The 24342-nt window shown below is 49.5% G+C and carries 15 protein-coding genes; 3 read left to right on the forward strand and 12 right to left on the reverse strand.

What is annotated here, in order from left to right; all coding sequences use genetic code 11:
* Positions 1-32: 32 nt before the first annotated feature.
* Entirely contained in the window at positions 33-1517 is a 1485-nt protein-coding gene (locus LZD49_RS09625; protein ID WP_234667127.1) for a hypothetical protein, read from the reverse strand.
* Between the two features lie 190 nt (positions 1518-1707).
* Here LZD49_RS09625 and LZD49_RS09630 point away from each other — a divergent pair, with 190 nt between their 5' ends.
* The 3 genes from LZD49_RS09630 to LZD49_RS09640 all read left to right on the forward strand — a co-directional run bounded on the left by LZD49_RS09630 (position 1708) and on the right by LZD49_RS09640 (position 6128).
* Positions 1708-2745 carry a T9SS type A sorting domain-containing protein gene (locus LZD49_RS09630; RefSeq protein WP_234667128.1) on the forward strand — a complete coding sequence of 346 codons (1038 nt, stop codon included), beginning with the start codon at positions 1708-1710 and terminating at the stop codon, positions 2743-2745.
* Between the two features lie 29 nt (positions 2746-2774).
* Entirely contained in the window at positions 2775-4406 is a 1632-nt protein-coding gene (locus tag LZD49_RS09635) for a hypothetical protein (RefSeq protein ID WP_234667129.1), read from the forward strand.
* 84 nt (positions 4407-4490) lie between these two features.
* A complete protein-coding gene (locus LZD49_RS09640; RefSeq protein WP_234667130.1) occupies positions 4491-6128 on the forward strand; it encodes a hypothetical protein in 1638 nt (545 codons plus the stop codon).
* A gap of 170 nt (positions 6129-6298) precedes the next feature.
* Here the strand turns inward: LZD49_RS09640 and LZD49_RS09645 are convergent, their stop codons facing one another.
* From LZD49_RS09645 to LZD49_RS09695, 11 genes are all read right to left on the reverse strand, one after another.
* A complete protein-coding gene (locus tag LZD49_RS09645; RefSeq protein WP_234667131.1) occupies positions 6299-6970 on the reverse strand; it encodes a DUF4369 domain-containing protein in 672 nt (223 codons plus the stop codon).
* Positions 6971-7519: 549 nt separating this feature from the next.
* Positions 7520-8362 carry an endonuclease/exonuclease/phosphatase family protein gene (locus tag LZD49_RS09650; protein WP_234667132.1) on the reverse strand — a complete coding sequence of 281 codons (843 nt, stop codon included), beginning with the start codon at positions 8360-8362 and terminating at the stop codon, positions 7520-7522.
* A 120-nt stretch (positions 8363-8482) separates the two neighbouring features.
* Positions 8483-10081 carry a RagB/SusD family nutrient uptake outer membrane protein gene (locus tag LZD49_RS09655; RefSeq protein WP_234667133.1) on the reverse strand — a complete coding sequence of 533 codons (1599 nt, stop codon included), beginning with the start codon at positions 10079-10081 and terminating at the stop codon, positions 8483-8485.
* Between the two features lie 33 nt (positions 10082-10114).
* Positions 10115-13558, reverse strand: a complete 3444-nt coding sequence (locus tag LZD49_RS09660; RefSeq protein WP_234667134.1) for a TonB-dependent receptor — start codon at positions 13556-13558, stop codon at positions 10115-10117.
* Positions 13559-13757: 199 nt separating this feature from the next.
* Positions 13758-14852: a FecR family protein gene (locus tag LZD49_RS09665; protein ID WP_234667135.1), complete on the reverse strand. Its 1095-nt coding sequence runs from the start codon at positions 14850-14852 to the stop codon at positions 13758-13760.
* A gap of 88 nt (positions 14853-14940) precedes the next feature.
* A complete protein-coding gene (locus LZD49_RS09670) occupies positions 14941-15534 on the reverse strand; it encodes an RNA polymerase sigma factor (protein WP_234667136.1) in 594 nt (197 codons plus the stop codon).
* Between the two features lie 255 nt (positions 15535-15789).
* Complete coding sequence (locus LZD49_RS09675; RefSeq protein ID WP_234667137.1) at positions 15790-17016, reverse strand: metallophosphoesterase family protein; 1227 nt, start codon at positions 17014-17016, stop codon at positions 15790-15792.
* 33 nt (positions 17017-17049) lie between these two features.
* Positions 17050-18780 (reverse strand): RagB/SusD family nutrient uptake outer membrane protein, encoded by a 1731-nt coding sequence (locus LZD49_RS09680; protein ID WP_234667138.1) that lies wholly within the window; start codon positions 18778-18780, stop codon positions 17050-17052.
* 6 nt (positions 18781-18786) lie between these two features.
* Positions 18787-22398: a TonB-dependent receptor gene (locus tag LZD49_RS09685; protein WP_234667139.1), complete on the reverse strand. Its 3612-nt coding sequence runs from the start codon at positions 22396-22398 to the stop codon at positions 18787-18789.
* A gap of 163 nt (positions 22399-22561) precedes the next feature.
* On the reverse strand, positions 22562-23587 hold the full coding sequence (locus tag LZD49_RS09690; protein ID WP_234667140.1) for a FecR family protein: 1026 nt from the start codon (positions 23585-23587) through the stop codon (positions 22562-22564).
* 71 nt (positions 23588-23658) lie between these two features.
* A complete protein-coding gene (locus LZD49_RS09695; protein ID WP_234667141.1) occupies positions 23659-24246 on the reverse strand; it encodes an RNA polymerase sigma factor in 588 nt (195 codons plus the stop codon).
* Between the last annotated feature and the right edge of the window lie 96 nt (positions 24247-24342).

The following is a 24342-nucleotide window of genomic DNA, read 5'->3' on the forward strand; positions in this document are numbered from 1 at the left end:
AGAACCTCTTTTCATTTAACCTTCGACCGCATTTACGGTCGTGACCGTTCCGTCTCCCGCGATGACCGAGGCGTACTTTGTTCCCGACTCGGCGACGGCGTTGACTGTCGTGGCGAAGCCGCAGGTCGGGACGTTTCCGGTCTTTGTGCTGGCGTAGTGCGTTCAGCAGGCGCTGTTCTTACAGGCCGTTCGATCGCGGGTCGTGTTACTTCTGGCCGGGTCTGCGCAGGTCGTTCGACCGCAGGACGTGTTACTTCCGGTCTTGATGGTGCAGGTCGCGTTACCTCCGGACGGGAGGGCGTTGGCTGGGAAACATCCGGTCTACTTGGTCGTGTCGGTCTTTCAATATCAGGACGCGTCACTTCTGATCCCGGATTGGATGATCCCGGATTGGATAATCCCGGATTGGATAATCCCGGATTGGATGGTCGCGATGTGCCCGGTCGCGTAACAGTGGGACGACCATTATCCGGACGATCGTCGTTGCCACGTCCCGGACGGTCGCGCCCCGGACGATCGCGTCCCGGACGTTCCACAGAAGGACGTGAAATGTCTGGACTGGTAACCGGTCTTGTAGTTCCTGGACGGCCTGTCGACGGGCGGGACACAACTGGTCGGCCGGATTTGTCGAAGTTTGGAAGTCGTTCCCGTGAAGTCGGCGCTCTGGGGTTTCGTTTGACAAATAATGCAGAACCCTGCCGTGCGGACGACGGTCGGGAGTAGGTTGCGCGGTAGTCCCCGCGCGTGTACCGTGTATGCACGATCACTGAGCGCGAACGGAAATTGCCGCCGTAATAATGGTTATGCCAGGCGGGATTGCGATAGCTGGGCCAACGCCGGAAATGCCCGTTGTAATAATAATGCCAGTGATAGTGGTAGCCGTAATAGTAGTGCCAGAAACGTGGCCGCCATGGTCGCCAGTAGGAGGGGTAGTAGTGCCAGCGCCAAGGGGAGTGCCAGATCACATACTGCGGTACGAAAATGAAACGGATCACCGGCCAGGCGGAAACATAGGTGACATTCTGAACTGCTGCGGACTGGACTTCACGATCGCCGGAATAACCAGGATTGGGCGTCTCGGTAACGGTGCCGGATTGGGAATTTGGTTCGATAATGTAATCCTTCCCATATAAATCTTCATCACCGACAAGCTGAATCCATACTTCACCGTCGTTTTTTTTCTCCACATAAAATGCCGCCACATCCTGATCTTCCCTATCGCTGACAGCCACCTTCAACGTGATGGTATGCAGGTTTCCATCCACATTATCTTCCACGCGGATATAATCGGTCTGATTGTCGCCATCGAGGTCGAGGTTGTTGATTTCCGAGTCTTCCTCATTCAGTTTACGCTCAAAACCTTCCAGCGTTTCGGATTGCTGAAACAATTTCAAAACGGCATATAAATTAAGGTTATCGCCGGGAAGGTCGAGTTTTTCTTCTTCGGATTGGGCGAAGGCCTGGCTTCCTGGCCAGCATATGAGTGCAACAAGGATAATCAGAAGGCGATTTTTCATGATCTCAAATTTATGGCGATGTAAGCACTTCACTTAATTAACCCAAATGCCGTTTATCATCTCCTTCGGATTTAAGAGGTTAAATACCGATCGGTCATCCCTCCCAGCCTCAGGCTCAACAAATCAACTTGCTCTGGATCAAAGCTCGGAAATTTGATTTCTACTATATCAATTATTTAACAAGCATACTATGAAAACAAGAAAAATGTGGCTCAGGCTCTTTGTGCTGGCCACTCTACTTGCGCCGCAATTCTTACGTGCGCAAAATGTCGGAATCAACATCAATGCCAATCAGCTTTCCATTCTGAATGGGAATCAGGGAACTTTGGATGTCTACATGTGTAACAATGATCCCGGCGGGCTTTCTACTCCCCCCAATGCCGTTGCAGCGCTGGTTAGTTTTCCGATTAATTTGACGATACTGGGCGTAACGAAATTAGACGGGACAGCCCTGGCGGCCGCTGATTTTGACATTATCTTTATTAGTAACAACGACAGTGAGGGAAGTCATGATGTGAAAGTGCGCTATAAAAAGCCACTTGTCGCATTCGATGATTGTGCCGAATTTCGTGTTCTCGTACAGGGAAATGCGGTGGGGAACGGATTAATCCTGGGAACATTGCAATTCGAGCAACTCCTTGCATCGAATGACACTGATGACGATAATAGCGAATCCAGTATTCCCGTCATGGTCAATTTACCAGTCACACTTCGGGATTTTAATGCGGAAAAAGTTGAAGGCAGCGCAAAGTTAACCTGGCACACCACCGAAGAGACTAACAGTGATCGCTTCGAAGTTCAGCGAAGCGTGAAAGGAAAAGAATGGACCACGATCGAGTCGGTACAATCGGCTGGGGAGAGCACCATTACCCGCTCGTATGAAGCCATTGACCGGACTCCTTTGAAAGGCGAAAATCTCTATCGTCTAAAAATGGTTGATAACGACAGTAGTACCGCATTTAGCCGCGTAAGGAGCGTAAAATTCGATGGCACATTGGCATTCGTATATCCCAACCCGGTAGGTGACTATCTGCATTTGAACGATGATAATTGGGCGAACGTCTCACAAGTAACAATTCTTGATAAGAACGGTCGCCAGGTGTATGTTTCCGGGAAAAACCCTGAATCCAAAATTGATGTAAGATCGCTCGCTTCCGGCATTTACAATGTCAGGATTAAAAATGCAGATGGTTTGGAAAACAGTTATCGCATTGCGGTGGCTAAGTAATTTATGTTTTATATATATCCAATAACAAAATGAGAGCTACTCTATTTTTACTTTTCTGCACTTTTGTTCTGTTTACGCATGTGGGTAATGCTCAGGAGTTTTCTCCAACAGCAGGCAAGCCATGTAATAATTGCAGCCCAGCTAATTATTCGAAGGTACATTCGCCTGCCATTTCGGATGTTTGGAATCCGAACGGAAATTTGAATGATAAATGGAATATTCCAGGTTTTCTTTTGCCAATTCCCCCGTCAACATATTCACAGGGATTATCTTCGGCATTAGGAAAGAATTCCTTTGTAACCTTGGAAACCTCGGAAGGGGCATATGACGACAGGCTGTTTATAAATATTGCCGGTTTCGTTGTTGGTCAGATCTATACATTTCGGTACAGTGTACTCTCTGGGAGCGTTCATTACGAAGCTGGAAACAACTCACCGTTTGGAGAATCAGCTAAAATGGAGATCCTTACGACTGGAATAAATCCTTCCATTGAAGCCGAGCAAACGACGACCTTCGATGCAAGTAATCAAAATAAGTGGATAGTTAGAGTGATAACTTTTAAACCGACAGCGTCGACGCTCCAATTTAAGTTAACTGGCAAAACATCTGGTTTATCTGCAGGCTACGTGAACTTCTGCATTGACAAATATCCATTCGATTGCATACTACCTACAACGCAGGTACCCCTTATCAATGCTTCCACTATCTACACACCATTCCCAAGTGACAAACTTGATCTGACAAGCTTAAATATTATCGGCGCAGTACCGCCAACGGGCGAATTAGTGTGGAAAGTGGGTCCAAATTCGACAGATGTAACCTTAACACCCGCAGAGGCTTCAAACGTGCCCATCTCAAACCAGGATCCTGCCAATGTGAAGCCCTATTACGCTTTTTTTTATGCTAAGGATTTTAATTGTTACAATGTGCCAGTGTCGCAAGCCGAAATTAAGTTTATGTATATGCCCCAGCAAGTCCCTTTGAAATTACAAACCAATATTTCTCTTTCCTGCCCTGCGGTTACAGCCGATTTGACAGCGGTCGAAGAAAATCCCGTCGCTCAGGTTCGATGGTTTAATAATAACACGCATTCGGGTTTACCAGTCGTTGACCCCAAAGCAGTTCCGCCGGGAGATTACTATGCATTTTATTACCAATGGCAGACAGGTACTTATTCTTTGAAATCGGGCCAGATATCCAACGCTCATGTGCACGTTGAGAATGCTGTTCCTGCCGGAATTCCTGACCTCGGCCCCTTAATGACTATCAATTCGTTGATTTTTCCCTCGAACGGTAGCAAAGACTTTGTAGTCAAAATCCAGAATGCCAAAGCAGAAAATAGCAACTGCTCTGTCTATTTCAAAATTTCGAAATTGCCGGGTTTCGACATTACATACAGCACCGCAGCGGGGCAATCCAATGGCGTATCGACCAACAATGATTTTTGGACATTCTCGGAGAGCAACAATTACATCACCGTGACATCAAAAACCGGGATTGCCGCAAGTGGCTACTCGTATGTCGGTTTCAAGATTACGCGAAATGCAAATACGCCGGCCGAATCGAAACAAAATCTTTCGATAACAATTCCGCAACCGGGTGGGGGGGGAGAGACTAACCTTAGTAATAACCAAACTATCACCGGGTTGACTACCAATTAACTTCCATTGATAAATGGCGTCCGTAGTTACTATCGTATTGCGGACGCGCACCCAATGATCATATCGCACCATTAGATCTATTATATGAAAGCCATTTTATTTTCATGCCTTCTTCTTTGTTCGCTGCTTGTACGCGCGCAGCAGTTTTCTCCGACGACGGGCGTGCCATGCCCAAACTGTGTACCGGCAAATTATAACGCTATTGGTACGCCGTTCATATCAGATATATCACAACCTGGGATTGATGTATCGAAAACAGATTACCAGTGGTACATTTATCTCGGTATACTCGACAATCCGCCATCTACCTATTCGCAAGGATTGCCGGTTGGAGCAGGCAAGGATTCCTTTGTTTCCCTCAAAACTTCAGAAGGGGCGGTGAATGACAAACTCTACCTGGATGTGAGCGGATTTGATGTTAACAAAACTTATACATTCAGGTACAGCGTTTGCGGAGTTGGCCTTTACTACCTTAATGATCCTGTATCTCCATTGGCAGCTTCCGCAACTATGGAAATTGCTACCGTAGGGCAAAACCCTAATTTCATAATTGCGTCACAAACAACTGATTTTGTTGATCCTGCCGCCCAGCAGCATTGGACAAAGAGGGTTATCACTTTCAAACCCACAGCCTCAACTCTTCGGTTCAGACTTTCAGGTAAAACACCTGGCCAAACGCCTGGCTATGTCCATTTCAGTATCGACAAATATCCATTTGATTGTCAGCTTCCGAGCACGCAGGTAGAATTGTCCAGATCGCTTATCGAAACCCCATTCCCAAACGACAAACTGGATTTGTCCACGGTCGGAATTAAAAGTGTTACGCCACCAACTACTGAACTGGTATGGAAAGCAGGACCCAATTCAACTGATGCGACTTTGACACCGCAACAGGCAGCAAGTGTGTCTATTTCAAATCAGAATCCGGCGAATGTAAAGCCTTATTATGCATTTTATTATGCCAAGGACTTCAACTGTTATAGTGTGCCGGTATCGCAGGCTGAATTGAAGTTCAATTATGTGCCCATGCAAGTCCCACTCAAGAAAACATACATCGTAGTGTCATGTGCAGAACCGAAAGGAAATCTGACCACGGCACTCGAATATCCCGATGATGATGTGCGGGTGGTATGGTTTAAAACAAACAACCACCAGGGTGAGGTCGTATACAATGCTTCGCAGGTTGATCCCGGAGACTATTATGCATTTTATTACAAAGGAGGGTATTCTTTACCTGCCAATGAGGTTTCAACTAAACACGTGAAGGTTGAAAACCCGATCACACCTGGCATCCCCGACCTTGGCCCCTTAATGACTATCAACTCGCTGATCTTTCCAGCCAACGGGAGCAAGGACTTTGTGGTTAAAGTGCAGAACATCAAAGCAGAAAACAGCAACTGCTCCGTTTATTTTAAAGTTTCGAAAATTCCCGGTTTCACTATCACGTACAGTACCCAGGCCGGGCAGTCCAATGTAAATGGTGGGATGGCTACCAATAATGATTTTTGGACGTTTGCGGAAGATAATAATTACATTACTGTGACATCCAAACACGGGATTACCGCGAGCGATTATTCTGTTGTTGGCTTCAAAATCACGCGGAATGACAATACGCCGGCAGCCTCAAAGCAAAATCTGTCGATTACGATTCCCCAGCCGGGCGGTGGTGGAGAGACTAATCTAAGTAACAACCAGACTATAACAACGTTGATAACTAATTGACGGTAGTTAACCGCAATGGTTAGGAAGCTGCCGGCAATAACTTTGTAGTGATTTTCAGATATATTCAAAAGGGCGGCCGTTTCGAGAGCATCAAAACGGCCGCACTTTTTTATTGTTACAGATGAAGTCTTCACCGGGGCATTTCCGCAGCATTGACTAACCTGTAAATGTCATTTCCTAACATTCCCCTTATTCCGCTCTTTCAAAAACCGATAGTTTCGATGATGTCCCAGCGAAGGGTCCAGTTTTTCGAACAAACCCTTGCCTTTTAGTGCAAACCAATCGACTTTCAATAAATATAAGCTCACATAAGATTTCCGGTGGGCGCTGATAAAACCGGCGGTCGCATCCCAAAGTTTTTCGCGTTCCGATGCCTGTTCACCAATCCAGTAACGGACGCTGTCGGGCAGATTTCGCTTTTTCGCTTTGGCTTCTTCGAGAACAAACGCATTCAGGCGCTGGTCGGAAGGATTTTGGATCAGTGTTTGATATTCCTGCCATTCCTCATTGCTTTTCGAATGACTGACTACCGATCTGGCAAGGTTGGAAGTATCCAGACGGATTTCGGTGCCAGGGTCAAAGAAGAACGTTAATGAACCTTTCTTTTGAGATACCTGGAACTGGTAGAGGTCAGGAAGCAGGTCTGCATCCATAGTCAGGTGGGTGGTGTCGAAACCCAGTTTGATGGAGTGTACCACCGCAGCAAATCCTTTTTCACGTGTCAACAACAGCGCTTTTCTATCGTTCCAGGCCCTGGGAGCAACGATTTTGATTTTGACACTTTGTGTCGACGTCATGGAAAGGCTCACCGTAGCAATGATGATCAAACGGATTATATGCATTAGCAGCGAGTAGGCAGGTAAAGAATAGCATTACAATTTAATGCTTATTTTTATTGTAATGCATCAAGTTCGCAGTGAAGTGATATAAATAAGATTTGCGATTTCAACAAACGGAAGATGTGGTCAACAGATACGCTTTGGTTCGAGGTTGCCATTGTCAGCATCATTTATGCTGCGGGGAACATATTTTTTGGTCAATTTGAGGAACGAACGCCTAAATGGCGACGGATCGGAAAATACGTGCTCACGCTTTTCATTGTGCTTACTTTGTCGATCTATTTTGGAAGGTGGGCAAGTATGTCTTTGTTGGCTTTGATGATTGTTCCGCTGCTATACGTACATGGTTACTATTTGCCTAAAAAGAAAGGGATCAATGGATGGACTGGGGAACCAAAGCGGAGATATTACGAATTTCGTGGTTGGGATACTGATATTTTTAATCGTGGCAATTCTTAATGTATCTCGATACATTAAGAATTGCCACAAATCGATTTTTGCGAAAACGGCGGTCAGAGGCTAGAAATATTCAAGCGCTGACCGCCGTTCGCGTTATTTCAGCTCCACTTTCACAAGTACTGGCTGGTGATCTGACGGGTACCGCTGCTCTTTGGAGTCCGTCAGCACGCCGTATTTCAGCACGTCGATATTCTTGCTTACAAAAATATAGTCGATGCGTGTTTTCATCGCAGCGTCGAATTTGAAGCTGTTGAATGTACCTTCCGGGCCGTAAGGGGCCTGTTTCGTCACATCGTGTGTATCGTTGAGCACACCACTTATCGTTTTGATCTGCTCAGTATCAGGTGTAGAGTTAAAATCGCCGGTGAGAATGGTGGTAGCGTTTCCTGCGATTTCGTTCATCTTTTTCACCATCAAATGGCCTGATTGCCTGCGTGCTTCCACACCCTGGTGGTCGAAATGGACGTTGAAGAAGAAGAATTTCTTTTTGGTATTCAAATCTTCGAACTGTGCCCATGAACAAATGCGGTTACAGCATTTCGCGTCCCAGCCTAGGCCCGGTTTGTCGGGTGTTTCGCTTAGCCAGAAATCGCCCGATTTGAGGAGTTTGAAACGATCTTTTTTATAAAAAATAGCCGAATGCTCGCCACCTTCCTTGCCGTCGTCGCGGCCTTTGCCGTAATAGGTGAATTCCGGCAGTTCGGCAACATCTTTTAGTTGGCCGACAAGTGCTTCCTGCACGCCGAAAATGTCGAATTCGTGGAAACGGACGAGGCCTTTTACGTTCTCTTTGCGGTTAGGCCAGGCATTAACGCCGTCGTTGGGCGTGTTGTAACGAAGGTTGTAGGAGCCAACATTAATGGTTGCGGTTTTCTGGCCGAACGACACCGTGGAAAGCATCAGGAACGCCAGCAGGTAAAGGGCAATGTTTTTCATTAGGTATGGATGATTGTTAATATACTATAAAACAAAAGACCCCGTAGGGTCTCCTGTTTCAATTCCAAAAATATACTTTTCATATTAACCCATGATGAATATTCACAGGTTTATCGGCGATTACCAGCCCGGGGTTTGCTTATAGGCACCGTTGCTGCGTGAAATTTCGTCCGGATTCATCGGCCAGGCCATATGCTTTGCGGCATCGAATTTCCGGGCCGGCCATATTTCCTGGATTTTGTAAGCCGAGTTCGGATCAGTCTTGTTGTCGTGGATGCGGCCGTGAAGCGGCTTGTTGATCATATCATAATCCCCCCAGCGTTTCAGGTCGGCGAGGCGGTCGGTCCATTCGCAGGCGAGTTCCACACGGCGTTCGTGTTTGAGGTCGGCGAGTGTAGGAGCGGCAATGGGTGGCAAGCCAACCCTTGCACGTATCTCATTCAATGGCGCAGCGGCTTCCGCGTTTTTACCTTGCTTGATCAATGCCTCCGCTTTAAAAAGCAATACTTCGGCATAGCGCATCAAAGGCAGGTTCAGGCGGGTCGAAGGACCGTCGCCGCTCTGGTTGATCATCGTGTTGCTGCCGGGGTCCTCGTTGCTGCCGTAGCTGTAAGGCTCCATGTATTTGCGGATCTGGAAGCCCGAGAGGCTGTTAGTCGAGAAGTAGGAGCGTTCCTTGCCGAAATAGGTGAATTTATCACCGAATTTCAGGATCGTAATCTCGCGGCGAGGGTCTTTGGCTTCATACTCTTCATATAACTCTTCGGTAGGCTGGAAGTAACCCCAGCCATTGAAAATCCCCCAGCCCTTGTTTTCCAATGCCACACCCGGGAAGATCGAACCGCCCTGAATACCGGAGTTTACTGACCAAATGTATTCGCTCGTCCAGTTGTTTTCGATCGTGAACACGGCCTGGTAATTCGCGGCGGAGTTGCCTTTGCCGGTGATCAGCGCACGGGCCCCTTCATTTTTGATCTTATCAGCCAGCTCGGGGATCAGTGCCCATTTGGAAGCATCGTATTGCGCCCAATAAGCATAGGCTTTCACCATATAACCCCACGCCGCAGCCTTGTGTGCACGCCCCTGGTCGGCAGCGGCGTAAGTCTGGAACAACGGCAGCAGGTCAGCGGCTTTTTGCAAATCGCTGATGATCTGCGCGTAGTTGTCGGTTACGGAAGGAAGTTGCGGCGGAATGCGTTTCCCAAATTCCGCATTCTCAGGTCCGTCGAATGGAACGCCCAGGTCTTTGTGCCCCCAGGAGTAAGCGATCCAGAAATGGGAGAACCCACGGATGAAGTAGGCCTCGCCCAAAGCCCGGTTTTTAACCGCATCCGACACGCCCGTGGCCGTCGGAACCCCCTGGATAACCTGATTCGCCTTGTTCAGCATCCAATACACATCATTCCAGCAGTTGGCGATAGATCCTTCGCGGCCGGTAATGTTGAAATTCTTGATATTGTCGCTTTCCGCACGCACCCGGCCTGTCACGATATCGTCGCTTGCATTCTGCATCCAGAACAGGTTACGGCCCCAGGTATTTTCGTAGCCCATCGGCGCATACATGGCGGCCACGGCCTTATTGACGTCCTCGTCACTTTTCCAGAAGAAGGCGGTAGTAGGGGAGCCGTTGGGTTTGGTATCCACCCAGCTTTCGGTACAAGCGGATGCCCCTATGGCCATTACAATGGCAAGACCCGCATTTTTAATGATATGTTTCATGAGTCAAAGTCTTTGTTTGGTCAGATCTGGCTGTTAGAATTTGAGTTTTACACCGGCTGAATACACTCTCGCCACCGGATACTGGCCGCCATCGAGGCCGGGCGCAGTATAAACGCCATTCACGAGTTGACTGCCGACTTCCGGGTCCATGCCGGAATATTTGGTGAATGTCAACAGGTTATCCCCGCTCAGGTACACGCGCAAGCTGGGTTTGCCTGGCTTGGTTGGGAATGTGTAGCCAATGATAAGGTTTTTCAGACGCAGGTAGTTGCCGTTTTCCAGATACCAATCGGAGTTGGTGGCGAAGTTCTTGTTCGGGTCGTTCGCGCGGATTTTCGGGATGTCCGAGCCACGGTTCGTTTCCGACCATGCATCCAGGATTTTGTCCCAACGGTTGTAGCCCTGTTCAGCACCGTTCAATGTCGATTGTTTGAATGCATTGAAAAGTTTTACGCCACCAACGCCCTGGAAGAATACGCTCAAATCGAAGTTTTTCCAATTCGCATTGGCAGTAATGCCGTAAGTGACTTTCGGGAATGCATTGCCCATGTATACGCGGTCGCTGTCGTCTATTTTGCCATCCTTGTTCTCATCCACGAATTTCAGGTCGCCCGCTTTGGCGCTGGGCTGAACGCGGTCGCCGGTAGGACCCACGTAAGCTGCTGCTTCTTCGTCGGTTTGGAAAATACCGGCATTTTTAACCAACCAGTAGGAATAGTACGGTTGTCCCACTGTCGAGCGGAATGGCACCAGGATGCCGCGCCATGCATCGCCGTGCGTCCAAACCGAATTCGGGTTTTCATCGATGTAATCCACCCGGTTTTTGAGCGTAGCAAAGTTGCCACCGATCTCGTAACCGAACTCGCCGATGCGGTCGCGCCAGCTGGCAGCGAATTCAAATCCGGTATTTCTGATTTTTCCCTGGTTGATGTAAGGTGCGCCGTAGCCGTTCGTGTTCGTCCATTCTGTGTCCTGTTGCTTGATCAGGTCGAAGGTCAGTTTGTTAAAATAATCAGCGGTAATGGTCAGCTTTTCTTTCAGGAGGCTGATGTCCAAACCAAAGTCGGTTTGCTGCGACGTTTCCCATGACAACTCCGGATTGAATCTTGAATTGACATACAAACCATTACTGATGGGCGCGCCATTACCGATCTGGTAAGTGTTGTTGGGTGTAAGGTTAGGATAGCCGTAGTACCTGCCGATGGAACCGATGTTGCCAATGCGGCCCCAGCTGGCACGGAGTTTCAGCAAATCAAGCCCTTTTACATTAAAAAATGGCTCGGAACTTACTTTCCAGGCACCTGTAAAACCTGGGTAACCTTTGGCACGGAAACCTTCCGCGAGGCGGCCGGCAATGTCGTAACGGTAGCTGGCTGTCACGAAGTAGCGGTCGGCCCAGCTGTATGAAAGACGCCCTACATAGGAAGCATTACGGTCTTTCCATTCGTCATCTCCCGGTCTGTTCTGGTCAAAAATAGAGGCATTGACAAAGAACTGCGCCCAGTCGGCTTCGTTTTCAAAGCCGCGTGCGGCAATGCTGAAACTGCGGTTGCCATTCTCCTGTGCGGTCATCGAAGCCATGGCGCCTACATTATGACGGCCAAAAACGCGGGAATAGTTGGCAGTATTTTCCCAAATCCAATGGTAGCCGCGGTTGGTCGAATAGGATAGCGTATTCTGGTTGTTCGGCTTGCCGGGTTCAGTCCTTTTGGGTTCGAAATTTTTCCAAAGCGAGCTGTTCTGGCGGTAACTGAAACGGGTCACGAAGCTTAGTCCAGGGATAATGTCGGAATAACCCAGCTCGGTTACCGACTGCATATCATTGCTTTTATTGTACGGCCGGTAGCGCAGCAATGTACCTACGGGGCTGATCACATCGCCATGGATACCCAGATATTGCGAGTCGCGCGGGCCTACGCCACCGAAGCTGCCATCTTCGTAATAAGGAACGGCCGAGCGCGGCATATAAATCGCCGACAGCACGGTGCCGCTGTAACCGCTGGAAGTTTCGGTGCCACGATTATCATTATTGTTATAAAAAAGCTCCTGGCGCAGTTTGATCTTGTCCGTGAACTTGTACATCGCATTGAAACGGACAGACAGGTTTTGCGCATGCGTATTGATGAGCGTACCTTCGTCGCGCTCGTAGCGGCCTTGCAAAAGGGTCGAAAATTTGTCGGTACCGGCGTTGAAACTTAGATTATGACGCTGAATGAGGCCGGTTCGAAAGATTTCGTCGACCCAGTCGGTGCGGGTAACCTGTGCGTAAGGGTTTTTGGTTGCGTCCCAGCCATCGAGTGGGGAGAGGCCTGCATTGGTATAAGCAAGGTTCGATACTTTGGCTTCATCCTGGGCCGTAAGCGATTGCGGGAGTTTCCAGGCCTGTTTCATACCCATAAAGCCACTGTACTCGATACTCGGCTTGCCTTGTGAGGCTTGGCGGGTAGTGATGAGGATTACACCTGCCGAACCGGAAAATGCACCATAAATTGCTGCCGAAGCGGCATCTTTCAGCACGGTAATCGATTCGATATCAGCGGGGTTGTAGGGTGCATTGGGCACACCATCGACTACGTACAGCACGCTTTCGCCCCCACGCGAGCCCGTTCCGCGGATGGTAATGTTCGGCGATTGGTTCGGGTGCCCGCCATTGCTGATCGCCGTTACACCAGCCACCTTTCCCTGGATCATGCTGCCGACATTAAGCACCGGCCGGTTTTTGATCTGGTCCATATCAGGAACAGTAGAAACTGCCGCCGAGAGATCGGCTTTCTTCGCGGTCCCATAGCCGATTACGACGACTTCTTGCAGCGACTTGGTGTCCGACATGAGCGTAACGTCGAGTTCCGACTGGTTTCCAACATTCACTTCCTGAGCAATGTAGCCTACAAAACTGAAAATAAGCTGGGCATCGCCGTTTGGGATTTCGATTTCAAAAGCTCCGTTCGCTTCCGTTGAGGTCCCGCGCTGGGTGCCTTTAACGACCACACTCACGCCCGGCAGCGGCTCTTTGGTATCGGATGCCATCACTTTTCCGCGGATCACGCGGTCGGCCTGATCTACGTCGCCGAAAATGTCGAGCAAGCTGGTATCGTTTTCGCCCACAGCCTTAGGTTGCGGTTTCCGGTTCAGGATGATGTATTCCTTTGAAACCGAATAGCGGATGTTGAGCGGAGCCAGCAGTTGATCGAGCACGGCGGACAGGCGCTGGTTTTCGGCGGTTAGGGTCACTTTTTGGTTACGTACCAGCGAAGGCACATATGAAAACCGTACGCCTGTCGATTTTTCGAGGCTGTTAAGCACGTGGCGCAACTCCTGCCGCTCGGCTTTCAGGGTTACGGAGCGTTGCAGCAGTTCCTGGGCAAGGCCATTACTGGCAAGCGACAGGGTGCTGAACACCAGGGTCAGTAAGAATGGTATGCATGTAATTTTCATCACAGTCACCAGGTACGTTAGTGGTCGACTACATTTTTTCATAAATTGGAATGGTTTTGATGAATTCTGGACAAAGCCCTCCCGTGTTCCGATTTTGGCGGAACTGTCCTTCTGTTTGAAATGAACCGGGAGAATCAGGCCGGTAATGCTGCAATCATTGCCGGCTTTTTTTATGAATCTGGGGTCAAGGTTTAGCCATAAAGTAGAGGGGTTGGGTTTTAGTTGAAAGGAAATACTTGGTTTATTCGCAGCCTTGCCCCTTGATAACGACCTGTCCGTCAGTTATTTGGTAGCTTGCTTCGATGGTAGAGCAGATTATTCCTAGCTTGTCGAAGAATGGCTCGTCGCGCAACGCTACGCGCAGGTAGCAGTTTTCAAGCCGTGCGGAGTCATACAAAATCGGAATCCCGTAAGTTTCCTGCAATAGTTTGAATGCTTCGCCAACCGGCTGATTATCAAATGTAAAATCGGGTTTTACAACCGGCCGCGCGATCGCCACCGGATTTTCGGTGATGCTCCGGGCCATAACGGGCCGTTGGGCCGTAAACACAATTTGCTGGTTGGGTGTCAGCAGCACAGCGGTGCCTGGCATCTCGTGAGCAGGCTCGTTGCCGACCAGGTCTTTCGCTTGCATAACCGCCACCTTTCCCGTGCGTACAATCACTTCGACCCTTTCGGATGAAGATTTAATCGTAAAGCTTGTTCCGACAACCCGCGTAACAAGATCATTGGCATACACAAAAAATGGATTGGCCTTGTCTTTTTTGACATCAAAGAATGCTTCGCCCGAGAGATAGACCTCTCTTTTATGATTTTGAATAAAAACCGGGGCATAGCTGACCGCCGCATCCGGCATTAACCGGATTTCACTCCCATCAGGCAAATTAACCACCATCGGCTTTTCGCTCTGATTGACAATTTCCTTCAATGGAACAGCCGAGGCCGAAACGTAACGTTTATACGTAAAATCGTTTTTGTGGAACAGTCCGCCGCGAGAAATGAGCCAGCCAATTCCCACCAGCACGAGTACCGAAGCCGCCGCATACCACCAGCGGAGCTGGATAATGCCGGTTTTTCGTACAGGCATCGTCCGCACGGATTCGTTCAGGATGCGGTTCACTTCGTGATCGAGCTCCTCATGGGTGAGGTCGCTAGGTTGTTTTTCCCAAGTGAGAATGAGCTCCGTAGCCTGGTCCATCAGCAATGCTTTTTCCGGGTATTCGGAGCGGAGTTTGGCCCAGAAGAAATCATTCCGGGGCTGGCCGTTTTTCACCCACAACCTGAAATCGTCGTCAGTCAGAAAATCTTCCAGATTGTAGTGGTAAAAGGGATGCATTGGTTTAAATGGAATGAGTTCTGTAAGTATAATCCGCCATAACCGCCAGGATCATGGAAGAATGGGGAAAAAATTTGAAAAGTTTGAATCAATGTCCTTTGACAAGAAAAAGCAGGAGCAAGCCGGCCAGTAACAGCCATTTTTCGCGGAACATTTTGAGGCTCTCGTAAAGAAGATTGGCCGTAGCCGGGCGCGAAATGTTGAGGATTTCGGCGATACGCTCGTTGGAGAGGTCCTGGTAAAATTTCAAATGGATAATCTCCTGCTGCCGCGGTGTGAGCGACTGGATGATATGCTGAATACGCGAAAGCTTTTCCGCGGCGAATTCGGTCAGGATCAGTTCGCTCTCGATGGAGATAGCCGTCTCGTGGAAATCTTCCGGGGTGTGCTCAATGGCCAGGAATAAATCCGGGCGGGCTTCCAGCCGGTTGGCGTTTTTGAAAATGCGGTTGCGCAGACTGGTGAGCAGGTATGGTTTGATTTGATCTGTCTTGCCCAGATACTCCCTTCTTTCCCACAAATGCAGGAAGAGGTCATGCACGATGTCTTTCAGTTGATCGCGGTCGGTAATGAAGCGTCTGCCGTAATCGAATAAGGGCCGGTAGTAATTGCGCAAAAGTTGCTCAAAGGCCAGCGGATCGCCTTCCCTGAACTTTTGCCAAAGTACCGAATCCTGTTCCACGAAAAATGGGTTACGTGCAAAAGCAAATGTACCACTTTTCTCTATTGGCAAAAATCCGGCGCGCGCGGGGACGATTATTTAATGTTGGGTTAATATTTTAAGTAACCAAATGCTTGAAAAAGAGACGAAGATATCTCAAAGGTGGTTAAGCTGTCAGCGAAGTCGAAACAATCCTTGCTGTCATGTTGAGCGAAGTCGAAACATGACAGCAAGGATTGTTTCGCTCTTTTTGATACAACCTCGTCGGGGAATGCACTATTTGTTTTTCTTCGGGATTAAAAACTTGCCGACGAGCTCGCCGTCGTCCCGGATCATTTTCAGGTCGAGCTGTTTGCGGGTCACATGAAGCTTAATCAGCGTGCGTTTTCCTTCTAAAGGCCCGCCTCCGATAACGATTGGCCAGTTATGGTCGGCGTCCGGCTCGTGCGTCATGTACCGGTGCGTGTGCCCGGAGATTTGCAGGTCGATTTTAGCTGTATTCAAAACCGGCCCGAACAACGCCCGGCAATGCAGCGTACCATGCCAGTCGCCCGAGTGATAGGGCGAAATATGGATCAGTACCACGCGGAAATCGGCTTTTTTGAATTCCGGCGATTCGATTTCCTTTTCCAGCCATTTCTTCTGCACCTCGCGGTAACGATCAAATGCCGACAGCCCACCGTACTCGACGCTATCGTCGGTTTTGTCCTCGCCCGAATCCAGCACGACAAACCGCACTGGGCCGCGGGTGAATGCGAAGTAGTATTTGTTGTCGGGATAGGCATAGTACTCGGGAATGTGCCGCGAGAAGCTGCCCCGGCATTCGTGGTTGCCCTGGGTGAGCAGGAACGGGAACTCGGTCGCGAAAATGTCTACCGACGGTTTAATCAAATGGTCTACCATCTGTTGCTCCTCGGTCACCCAGTCAAAACAGTCGCCATTGAATACCACGAAATCGTAGTCTTTGGTATTTCCGGTGTAGCCGTGGCGGTACAAAAGTTGCGGGATGATCTGTGGGCGGTCGTGAATGTCGTTGAATATGACCATTTTGAACTCATCCTCATTCTGTCCCCAGGTTTTGAAACCGTATAACGGACTGGCGATTGTCTCGCCAAATTCCACTTTTGAACCTTTATAACCGGTCACTTCCGTGGATACGATCTTGTATTTGTGCTCGGTACCAGGCGTGAGGTTCGTCAAAGTAACTTTATTGATCCGGTTATTCGCCTCGATAAGCCCGTTGTTATAGCCAAACTCGCGCTTGCTCGTGTAAGTGCCCGCGCCGTATTCGACCCAGCTGAAACAGTTCTTATGAGTGATCCACATGATAGTGACCTCATTCGCACTCATATTCTGCAAATAGGGGCCAGCCACAAAATGGTTCTTTTCTTCGACGGGTGACGCTTCGGCTGCGTGGGCAACCTGCGATCCAGCCAGGGGCAACAGGCTCAACGCCCCGATCTGCGACATTTTTTCAAGAAACGACCTTCTGTCTGAAAGCATAATATTAAGGGTTAGGAACAGTCGGATAATGCATTATTCCCAGTTAGGGTTTTGCGTCAGGTTGGTATTCAGCAAGCGTTCCTGCTTGGGGATCGGATAAAGATAATCCCGGTTTTCGAGGAACTTCTTGGTAATATGGCCATTGATCACAATGTTGCCACCCTTCGCGCCATTTTCCAGCGATACGTCGCTGCCCAGTTTCAGGAGCTGCGCACCTTTGATGTCTGGTTTTGTGCCCTCGTAAATAACCACATCCATAGTTCCGTTACGATCGAGGTCGTACTGGCCCGGGCCTGGGAAATACATGCCTTTGAACTGTTTGGTCAGAGCCTGGCCTTCTTTCCAGCGGATAATGTCGTCCCAGCGGAAAAAATTCTCCATGACGAGCTCAATGCGGCGCTCACGGCGGATTTCGAGGATCACGCCAAGGTTTTTGCCGCTGATCTGCGTGTATTGTTCCGCCTGGTAGGGGTCCGGTTTGGCATTGGCCTGCGCCATATCGATGTTGGGCATGCCCACGCGTTCGCGGGTGAGTTTGGTGGAAATGTCGAGATCGGCCTGGGTTAATGTACCTTTTTCGGCTTTTGCTTCGGCGTAATTCAATAATACTTCGGCATAGCGGAAGATCGGCATATCGGTAATGTCTTTATTAAAAGTATCCCATTTCGGCGTTGAAACGAACTTGATCAGCTGGTAACCGGTAACGGTCGCACCGAATTCAGGCACCAATTGCGCGGTTTCGCCGATACGCGTATAGCCCGGCGTGCGGATCGTCTGCGCCAGGCGCGGGTCGCGGTTTTGGACTTCATCGAAGAACTGCAACGTTTCGTAGCCTTTCTTGTCGGTAAACCGGGAGCCGTCGGCCATGAGGTAGCTGTTCACAAGCCTTTTTTCCAGACCCGGACGGCCGTAAGATGCCGTCATCGTGTAGTAGTTCAGGTTGTGATAAACCTGCAATTCGTCACTGAAATCGCGGGCCAGGATCACTTCGTCGGGAATGGCATTATCGGACGAGAAAAGTTTCAGGTAGGCGGTGGAAGGCGTGGCTTTGTAAATGGTGTAACCGCTATTTTTCATCAAATCCTCCGAAGCCGAGACACAGGCGTCGAGGAACTTGTCGGCATCGGGAAGGTTGTATTCCGGGTGGTATTTGCGGAAAGTGCCTTCGAACAAACCAATGCGTGATTTTAATGCAAGCGCGGTATATTTCGTGATGGTAGTGACCTGACGGCTGGCGTCGAGATTGGCGATCGCGTAATCGATATCGGCCATGACCGAGTCCATCACAAGTGCACGCGGGTCGCGGGCCTTAGTGAGCAATTCCTGGTCTTCGAGCTCGATGGTGGTCGAGTACCAGGGCACATCACCGAAGCGTTTAACCATCCCAAAATAGAAATAGGCACGGAAGAAGCGGGCGAGGCCATTGTATTTCGCAACCGCTTTCTTGTCGGGGCATTTGCCTGAATTGGCGAGGAAATAGTTGATATTCCGCAAATTACCCCAGGCCCATCCGCCGCCGCTCGTAGGCACCACACGGGTTCCCTGCAACTCGTCGCGCAAGCTGGTCTTGACCACATTGTCGATATCCTCATTGTACACATCCTCCGCCGTGGGCAATGCGTTGTAAAATGAGTTGGTATAAAGCAAAAGGTCGTTTTCGGTATTGAAGAACGTCTCCGGCGAGATCGCGTCTTGCGGGAGCTGGTCCAGATCGCAGGCCACCAGACCTATGGAAATGGCGATAATGCTAAGTATTTTTTTCATCGGAGATTAGAATGTGAGGTTAAGACCGGCTGAAATGGTTTTCGACAATGGATAAGTACGGCCATTGGTGCCATCACCGTCGAATTGCTCGGGATCAATGTATTTCGAGCGGAGCGGCGTGTAGGTCAGCAGGTTTTCGCCGCTGACATAAATGCGCGCCCTTGGAATGCGGATCATCTTGCTGATGCGCTCCGGAACGGTGTAGCCGATCACGACGTTTTTCAGACGCAGGTAACCGATGTTCTGAATGTAGCGGTCATTGGTGGAACGAAGGTCGCCGCCGTCGTTGAGCGCTGTGTAGCCACGCAGTACAGGGAAATAGGCATCCCGGTTTTCCGGCGTCCAGATATCGTTGCCGAAATCTTTTGGAATGAACGAGTAGTACGGACGTGAATAAGGTCCCCAGAACTTATCTGCATTATTACCCGGATACCAGTTCCTGCGAAGGATACCCTGCGCCAAAGCCGAAATGTCGAAGCCATTCCAGGATGCGCCGAGGTTGATACCATAACGGAAACGTACGCGGTTGTTACCGACTATCTTCATATCGCCCGGATCGGCGAGCGTGTTTGACCCGTTGTTGATCTTACCGTCGCCATTCAGGTCAACAAACCGGAGGTCACCCGCTTGCAGTTTGCTCCATTCACCCGGCGCGCTCAGGCGTTGCTTGTTGACGAACGATTGATCGATCTTGAAAGCCTGCGCCTCTTCATCGCTCTGGAACATCCCGTCGATCGAGTAACCCCACATTTCACCGATCGTTTGACCTACATAAGGGCTTGAAAGTACTTTATTGGGGTTGTCGTATCTGGTGATTTTGGATTTTGAATCTGAAACAATGAAGGACACATTGTAAGTGAGCGGTTTGCCGGCCACTTTAAACATATCAGCCCAGGCAATAGACAATTCAAAGCCTTTGGTTTGCAAATCTCCCGCATTCTGAGTTGGTACCGTCGCGCCGTAAACCGACGGAAGTACTTGTCCGGGGATCAGCATGTCGGTGGTATTACGAATATAGCCGTCGAAGGAAAGGTTCAAGCGGTTTTTTAGCAATGTTGCATCGATACCGATGTTGGATGTCGTGGCCGATTCCCAGGTTAGGCCTGCTGAAATAGGAGCCGGATTGCTTACATATTGCAGTTTCTGGCCATTGGTGATCCAGGTCGACTGCGCCGTAGGCATCATCGGAACGTAAGGATAGAAGCTGGCTGAACTTGGATTGTCGTTGAACTTCGGAGGCAGCTGATTGCCCAATGTTCCGTAAGAAGCACGTATTTTCAGGTTATTCACCACATTACGAACGGGTTCGAAGAAGTTCTCCTCGCTCAAACGCCACCCTGCAGACACCGATGGGAAGAAGCCATAGCGCTTGCCGCTCCCGAAGCGCGACGTACCGTCATAGCGGCCATTTACTTCGAGCAGGTATTTTCCTTGATAATCGTAATTCGCGCGGAAGAATGCGCCGAAAAGCTCGTATTGGTATGCACCGCCGCTGATAAGCTGCTCGCCTGTACCAAGGCTCAGGTCGTTAAGCTCTTCCGAAAGCAGGTTCTTACGCGAGCCAGCCAGTACCTGGTGTTTTCTCGATTCGTAGTTAATACCCGCAGTAGCACTGAAAAAATGCTTTCCGAAGGTGTGGTTGAATGCAGAGAACACGTTTACGACATTCTGAGGGTCGAACCAGAAGGTCTTCTTCAACTGGTCGGTGTTATAGTTCGGAACGGTGGTGAGAATACCCGGCTGGATCGAATAGGTGGCCACGGCTGAGCGGTACCAGTCGTCGGTAATGTAGAACGAGTAGGAGTGGTTCGCCGTGAGGTTCCAGTTTTTGGCCAGGTTCATTTCCACGGTGTTAATGGTCGTGAGCTCGTGTACTTTCTGTTCGCCGCCTGCAACGCCTTTCAACAGGTTGGCAAACAAACCATCACCGATCGAGTAGTTGTTTTTCAAAGTATTGTAAGTAGGCGTACCGTCCGGGTTGCGCGGTGCGTAAATGGGCAACGCGTGGACGGTAATGGCTGCGAAGTTGGCATTGGCACCGCCTTCGAGACCCGGATATTTGTATTTCGAATCAAAATACTGGGTGTTGTTGCTCACTTTCAGCCAAGGCGTAAGCTGTGCATTGATCTTGCTGCGCAGCGTGTAGGAAGTGAATTTGTCGGTGTTGATCCGCATGATCCCATCCTTCTCATACACCGAGCCCGACAGGAAGTAGTTGATCTTGTCTGTTCCACCCGAGAGGTTCAGGTTATGCTGGCGCGATGGCTGACTCATATTGAAGATCGTATTCCACCAGTCGTAGTTACCATAATAATTGTAAATGTCCTTGCCATTCACATTCTTCACCACTACCCACGGGCGGGCCGGATTTTCGGTTTTGTCATAGCGGCGCGCCTCGATTTCCTTGTAATCTTCCTCCGAATAGCGGGTGTAGCTGTTACCCGTCGCGCGGACGAATGCTTCATCATTAATCTTCACATAATCATAACCATTGGTCATGAAATCGGTGTTGATCGTGGGTTTCGACCAGCCGAAGTTGTTGGTGTAAGAAATGGTGGTCTTACCGTTTTTCGCCGTTTTAGTAGTAACCAAAATTACTCCGAATGCCCCGCGGGCACCGTAAATTGCGGAAGCCGCGGCATCTTTCAATACCGATACCGACTCCACGTCACCGGGGTTGATGCGGTTGATATCGCCGGGGATACCATCGATCAATACCAGCGGTGCTCCACCGTTCACGGATGTTTCCCCACGCACGTTCAATGAACCTCCTTTACCAGGCTGACCTGTGCTGAACGAAATGTTCAGGTTGGGCACCATGCCTTGCAGGATCTGCGACATATTGTTCAATGGCCTGTTTTCGAGGTCTTTGGATTGTACCTGCGAAACCGCCCCGGTAAGGTTCACGCGTTTTTGCGTTCCATAACCCACCACAACCAGTTCCGACAATGCTTTGTTGTCGGCTTGCAGCGTCACATTGATTTCGGTACGGTTGCCTACCACGATTTCTTGCGAAACATACCCCACAAAGCTGAAAACCAGCGCCGATTCTACATTAGGGACGGTAAGCTCGAACTTTCCGTCACCATCGGTAGTCGTTCCCTGTGAGGTGCCTTTCACGACAATGCTCACTCCCGGTAGCGTACCCTGCCCGTCCGACGACGAAACAGTCCCGCGTACCTGTATCTCGGTAGGCAGTACATATTGGTGTAGTTTTTCTTCCAGCTCTGGGATCACCGATTCCTCCCGGCTTACGCGCGTCTTCGCGAGTACGATCTGATTATTGATCAGCTTATAATTGATCCCGCGAGGCGCCAGCAACTGGTCCAACACCCTGGACAGTTTCTGGTTTTTAACATCGATGGTCACATTTTCCTTCACGGAAACCCTGCTGCTATACACAAAGCGGGTGTTGGCACGGGCCTGGATCTCATTCAGGGCCTGTTTGAGCGAAACATTGCGGAGTGTGAGCGTCATGTCTCTGCTTAGCACAGACTGGGCCGCGGTTTCCTTCGCATAACTGCCGACTGCGAGCGAGACGGCAAGAATCCATTGAAGCAGTCCAATGCGCATAATTTTTCGCCAGTCGACCGGCTTGTTACGTACTGTTTTTTGCATAATTTTGATTGTCTGATGGTTAGGCACTGTTGGATAAAACATCCTTTTGAAACGGTGGTACGAAGAAAAAGGATGACATTTCGGGCCGGGTAGTGGTGGTACACTTCCGGCCCTTTTTACGGTGGTACGGACGGGTTCATAAGTTCATGGGTGGTATAAGGGATTATTCACATGGTTCGCCGCTAATTGTGATGTTATTGTTTGAAATAGTGTAAGTTACATCCAGTGAAGTGCAAAGGATTTCTAAAATGTTCGGAAAGCTTTGCGACTCGAAATTGGCCGTCAGACCGCATTTGGCGAGGCCTGGGTTAGCTAGGGTGAGCGATACATTGAAGCGTTTTTCGAGTTGTTCGATCACCTTGTTCAATGGCGTTTCCTCAAACACAATGGTAACCGGTTCGTAGAGCTCCTTTTTGGACTGAGGTGGCAATGTTTTGTAGGTCAACCGCTTGGAATCCAGTTCGAATAATGCCTGTTGCTGCGGTTTAAGGATCACTTCCTGCTTATTGAGCTTTTCATTAAACGCAGTCACCTGCACGCTGCCGGTAACCACATCCACCTGGAATTTTTTCTGGCTTTCGATCGCCTTTACATTGAAACTGGTTCCCAGCACGCGGATGACCATATCGCCGCTTTTGATATTGAATGGGCGTGTCTTGTCCTTCTTCACATCAAAAAAACCTTCGCCGGAAAACACCACGAACCGCTTGTTGTTGGCAAATGCGGCGCGATACATAATTTCGGCTTTCGGATGCATGGTCACGACGCTGCCATCGGGAAGCTCGTGCCGGACGATCTGCGTGCCGGTGTTTTTGAAAGTGGTTACGGGTAATGCCTTCGACGGATCTGGTTTCTGCCCTTTGACGGTAACCTCTGGTAGTTTCACTGTTTTCAGATTGCCGGCGAGGTAAATACCCAGCGCAACGAGCACAGAGGCCGCTATTCCCGCGAGCCAGTGCCAGGGTAGCCTGCGTACCGGCCGCTCATCCGCCATGTTCAGTTCCCGGCGGATATTCCCGAATGTCTCTTGCCTTACTTCGTCCAGCTCTACATCGGGCAGATGATCGAGATAGCGCGGCTCGCCTTTGAGCGACGCGTACCAGTTTTCGACAAGTTCTTTCTCCGCATCGGTGCATTCACCAGACAGGTATTTTTCGAGTAATGCGGGCGGAATACCGTTTGGCTTCATGAGATCGGGGATGTTATCAACCCAGAAGTCGCACGTCGGAAGGGTAACCCTTAGTCGTTTTTGAAAAAAAATTAAAAGAGGGGAAAAAGGAGCAGGGCGCAGATCATATGCTCTTTCAAATGCGCTTTAAGAATACGCAATGCCTTGGTAATGTGCTGCTCGACGGTCTTTTCGGAAATGCCGAGCTGTTCACCGATTTGTTTGTTAGAAAATCCCTTGCGGCTCAGCACAAAAACGTCGTGGCATTTGGAAGAAAGCAAATGCAGGCCCTCCTCGTAGCGGTTTTGCAGATCGGAGGCGAGGGTTGGCTGGTCCGCAGCGTCGCTACTGTCGCTACGATGGATCTCCCATTGCCCGTAATGGTGCTGGCGGGTGTATTCTTTACGGAAGAAAGAGATAATGAGCCGTTTGGCAATTGTAAAAAGAAATGGCCGGCCACATTCGACATGGTTTTGGCGGCGGTTTTGCCATACATTCACAAAGAGTTCCTGGACGATCTCCTGCGCGGTGAACCGGTCGTTGACCTTCGAGTAGGCGTAGTTGAACAGCGTTTTGAAATAGCGATTGTACAACTCCGCAAAGGCCAGCTCATCGTCCTGTTCGCTGATCAGCGCAAGGATATTTTCATCGGAACAGGTTGCGTAAAAGTTGTTCATCATGAAGATAGCCTTTTAATAATCTGATTATTTTCGCTGAGGAGCGGTACAAAATTCGTACTTAAATTTGTGACTTGACTCTTTAAACTGATTAAGTAA

It is taken from the genome of Dyadobacter sp. CY261 (assembly GCF_021440085.1).
Taxonomy (GTDB): domain Bacteria; phylum Bacteroidota; class Bacteroidia; order Cytophagales; family Spirosomataceae; genus Dyadobacter.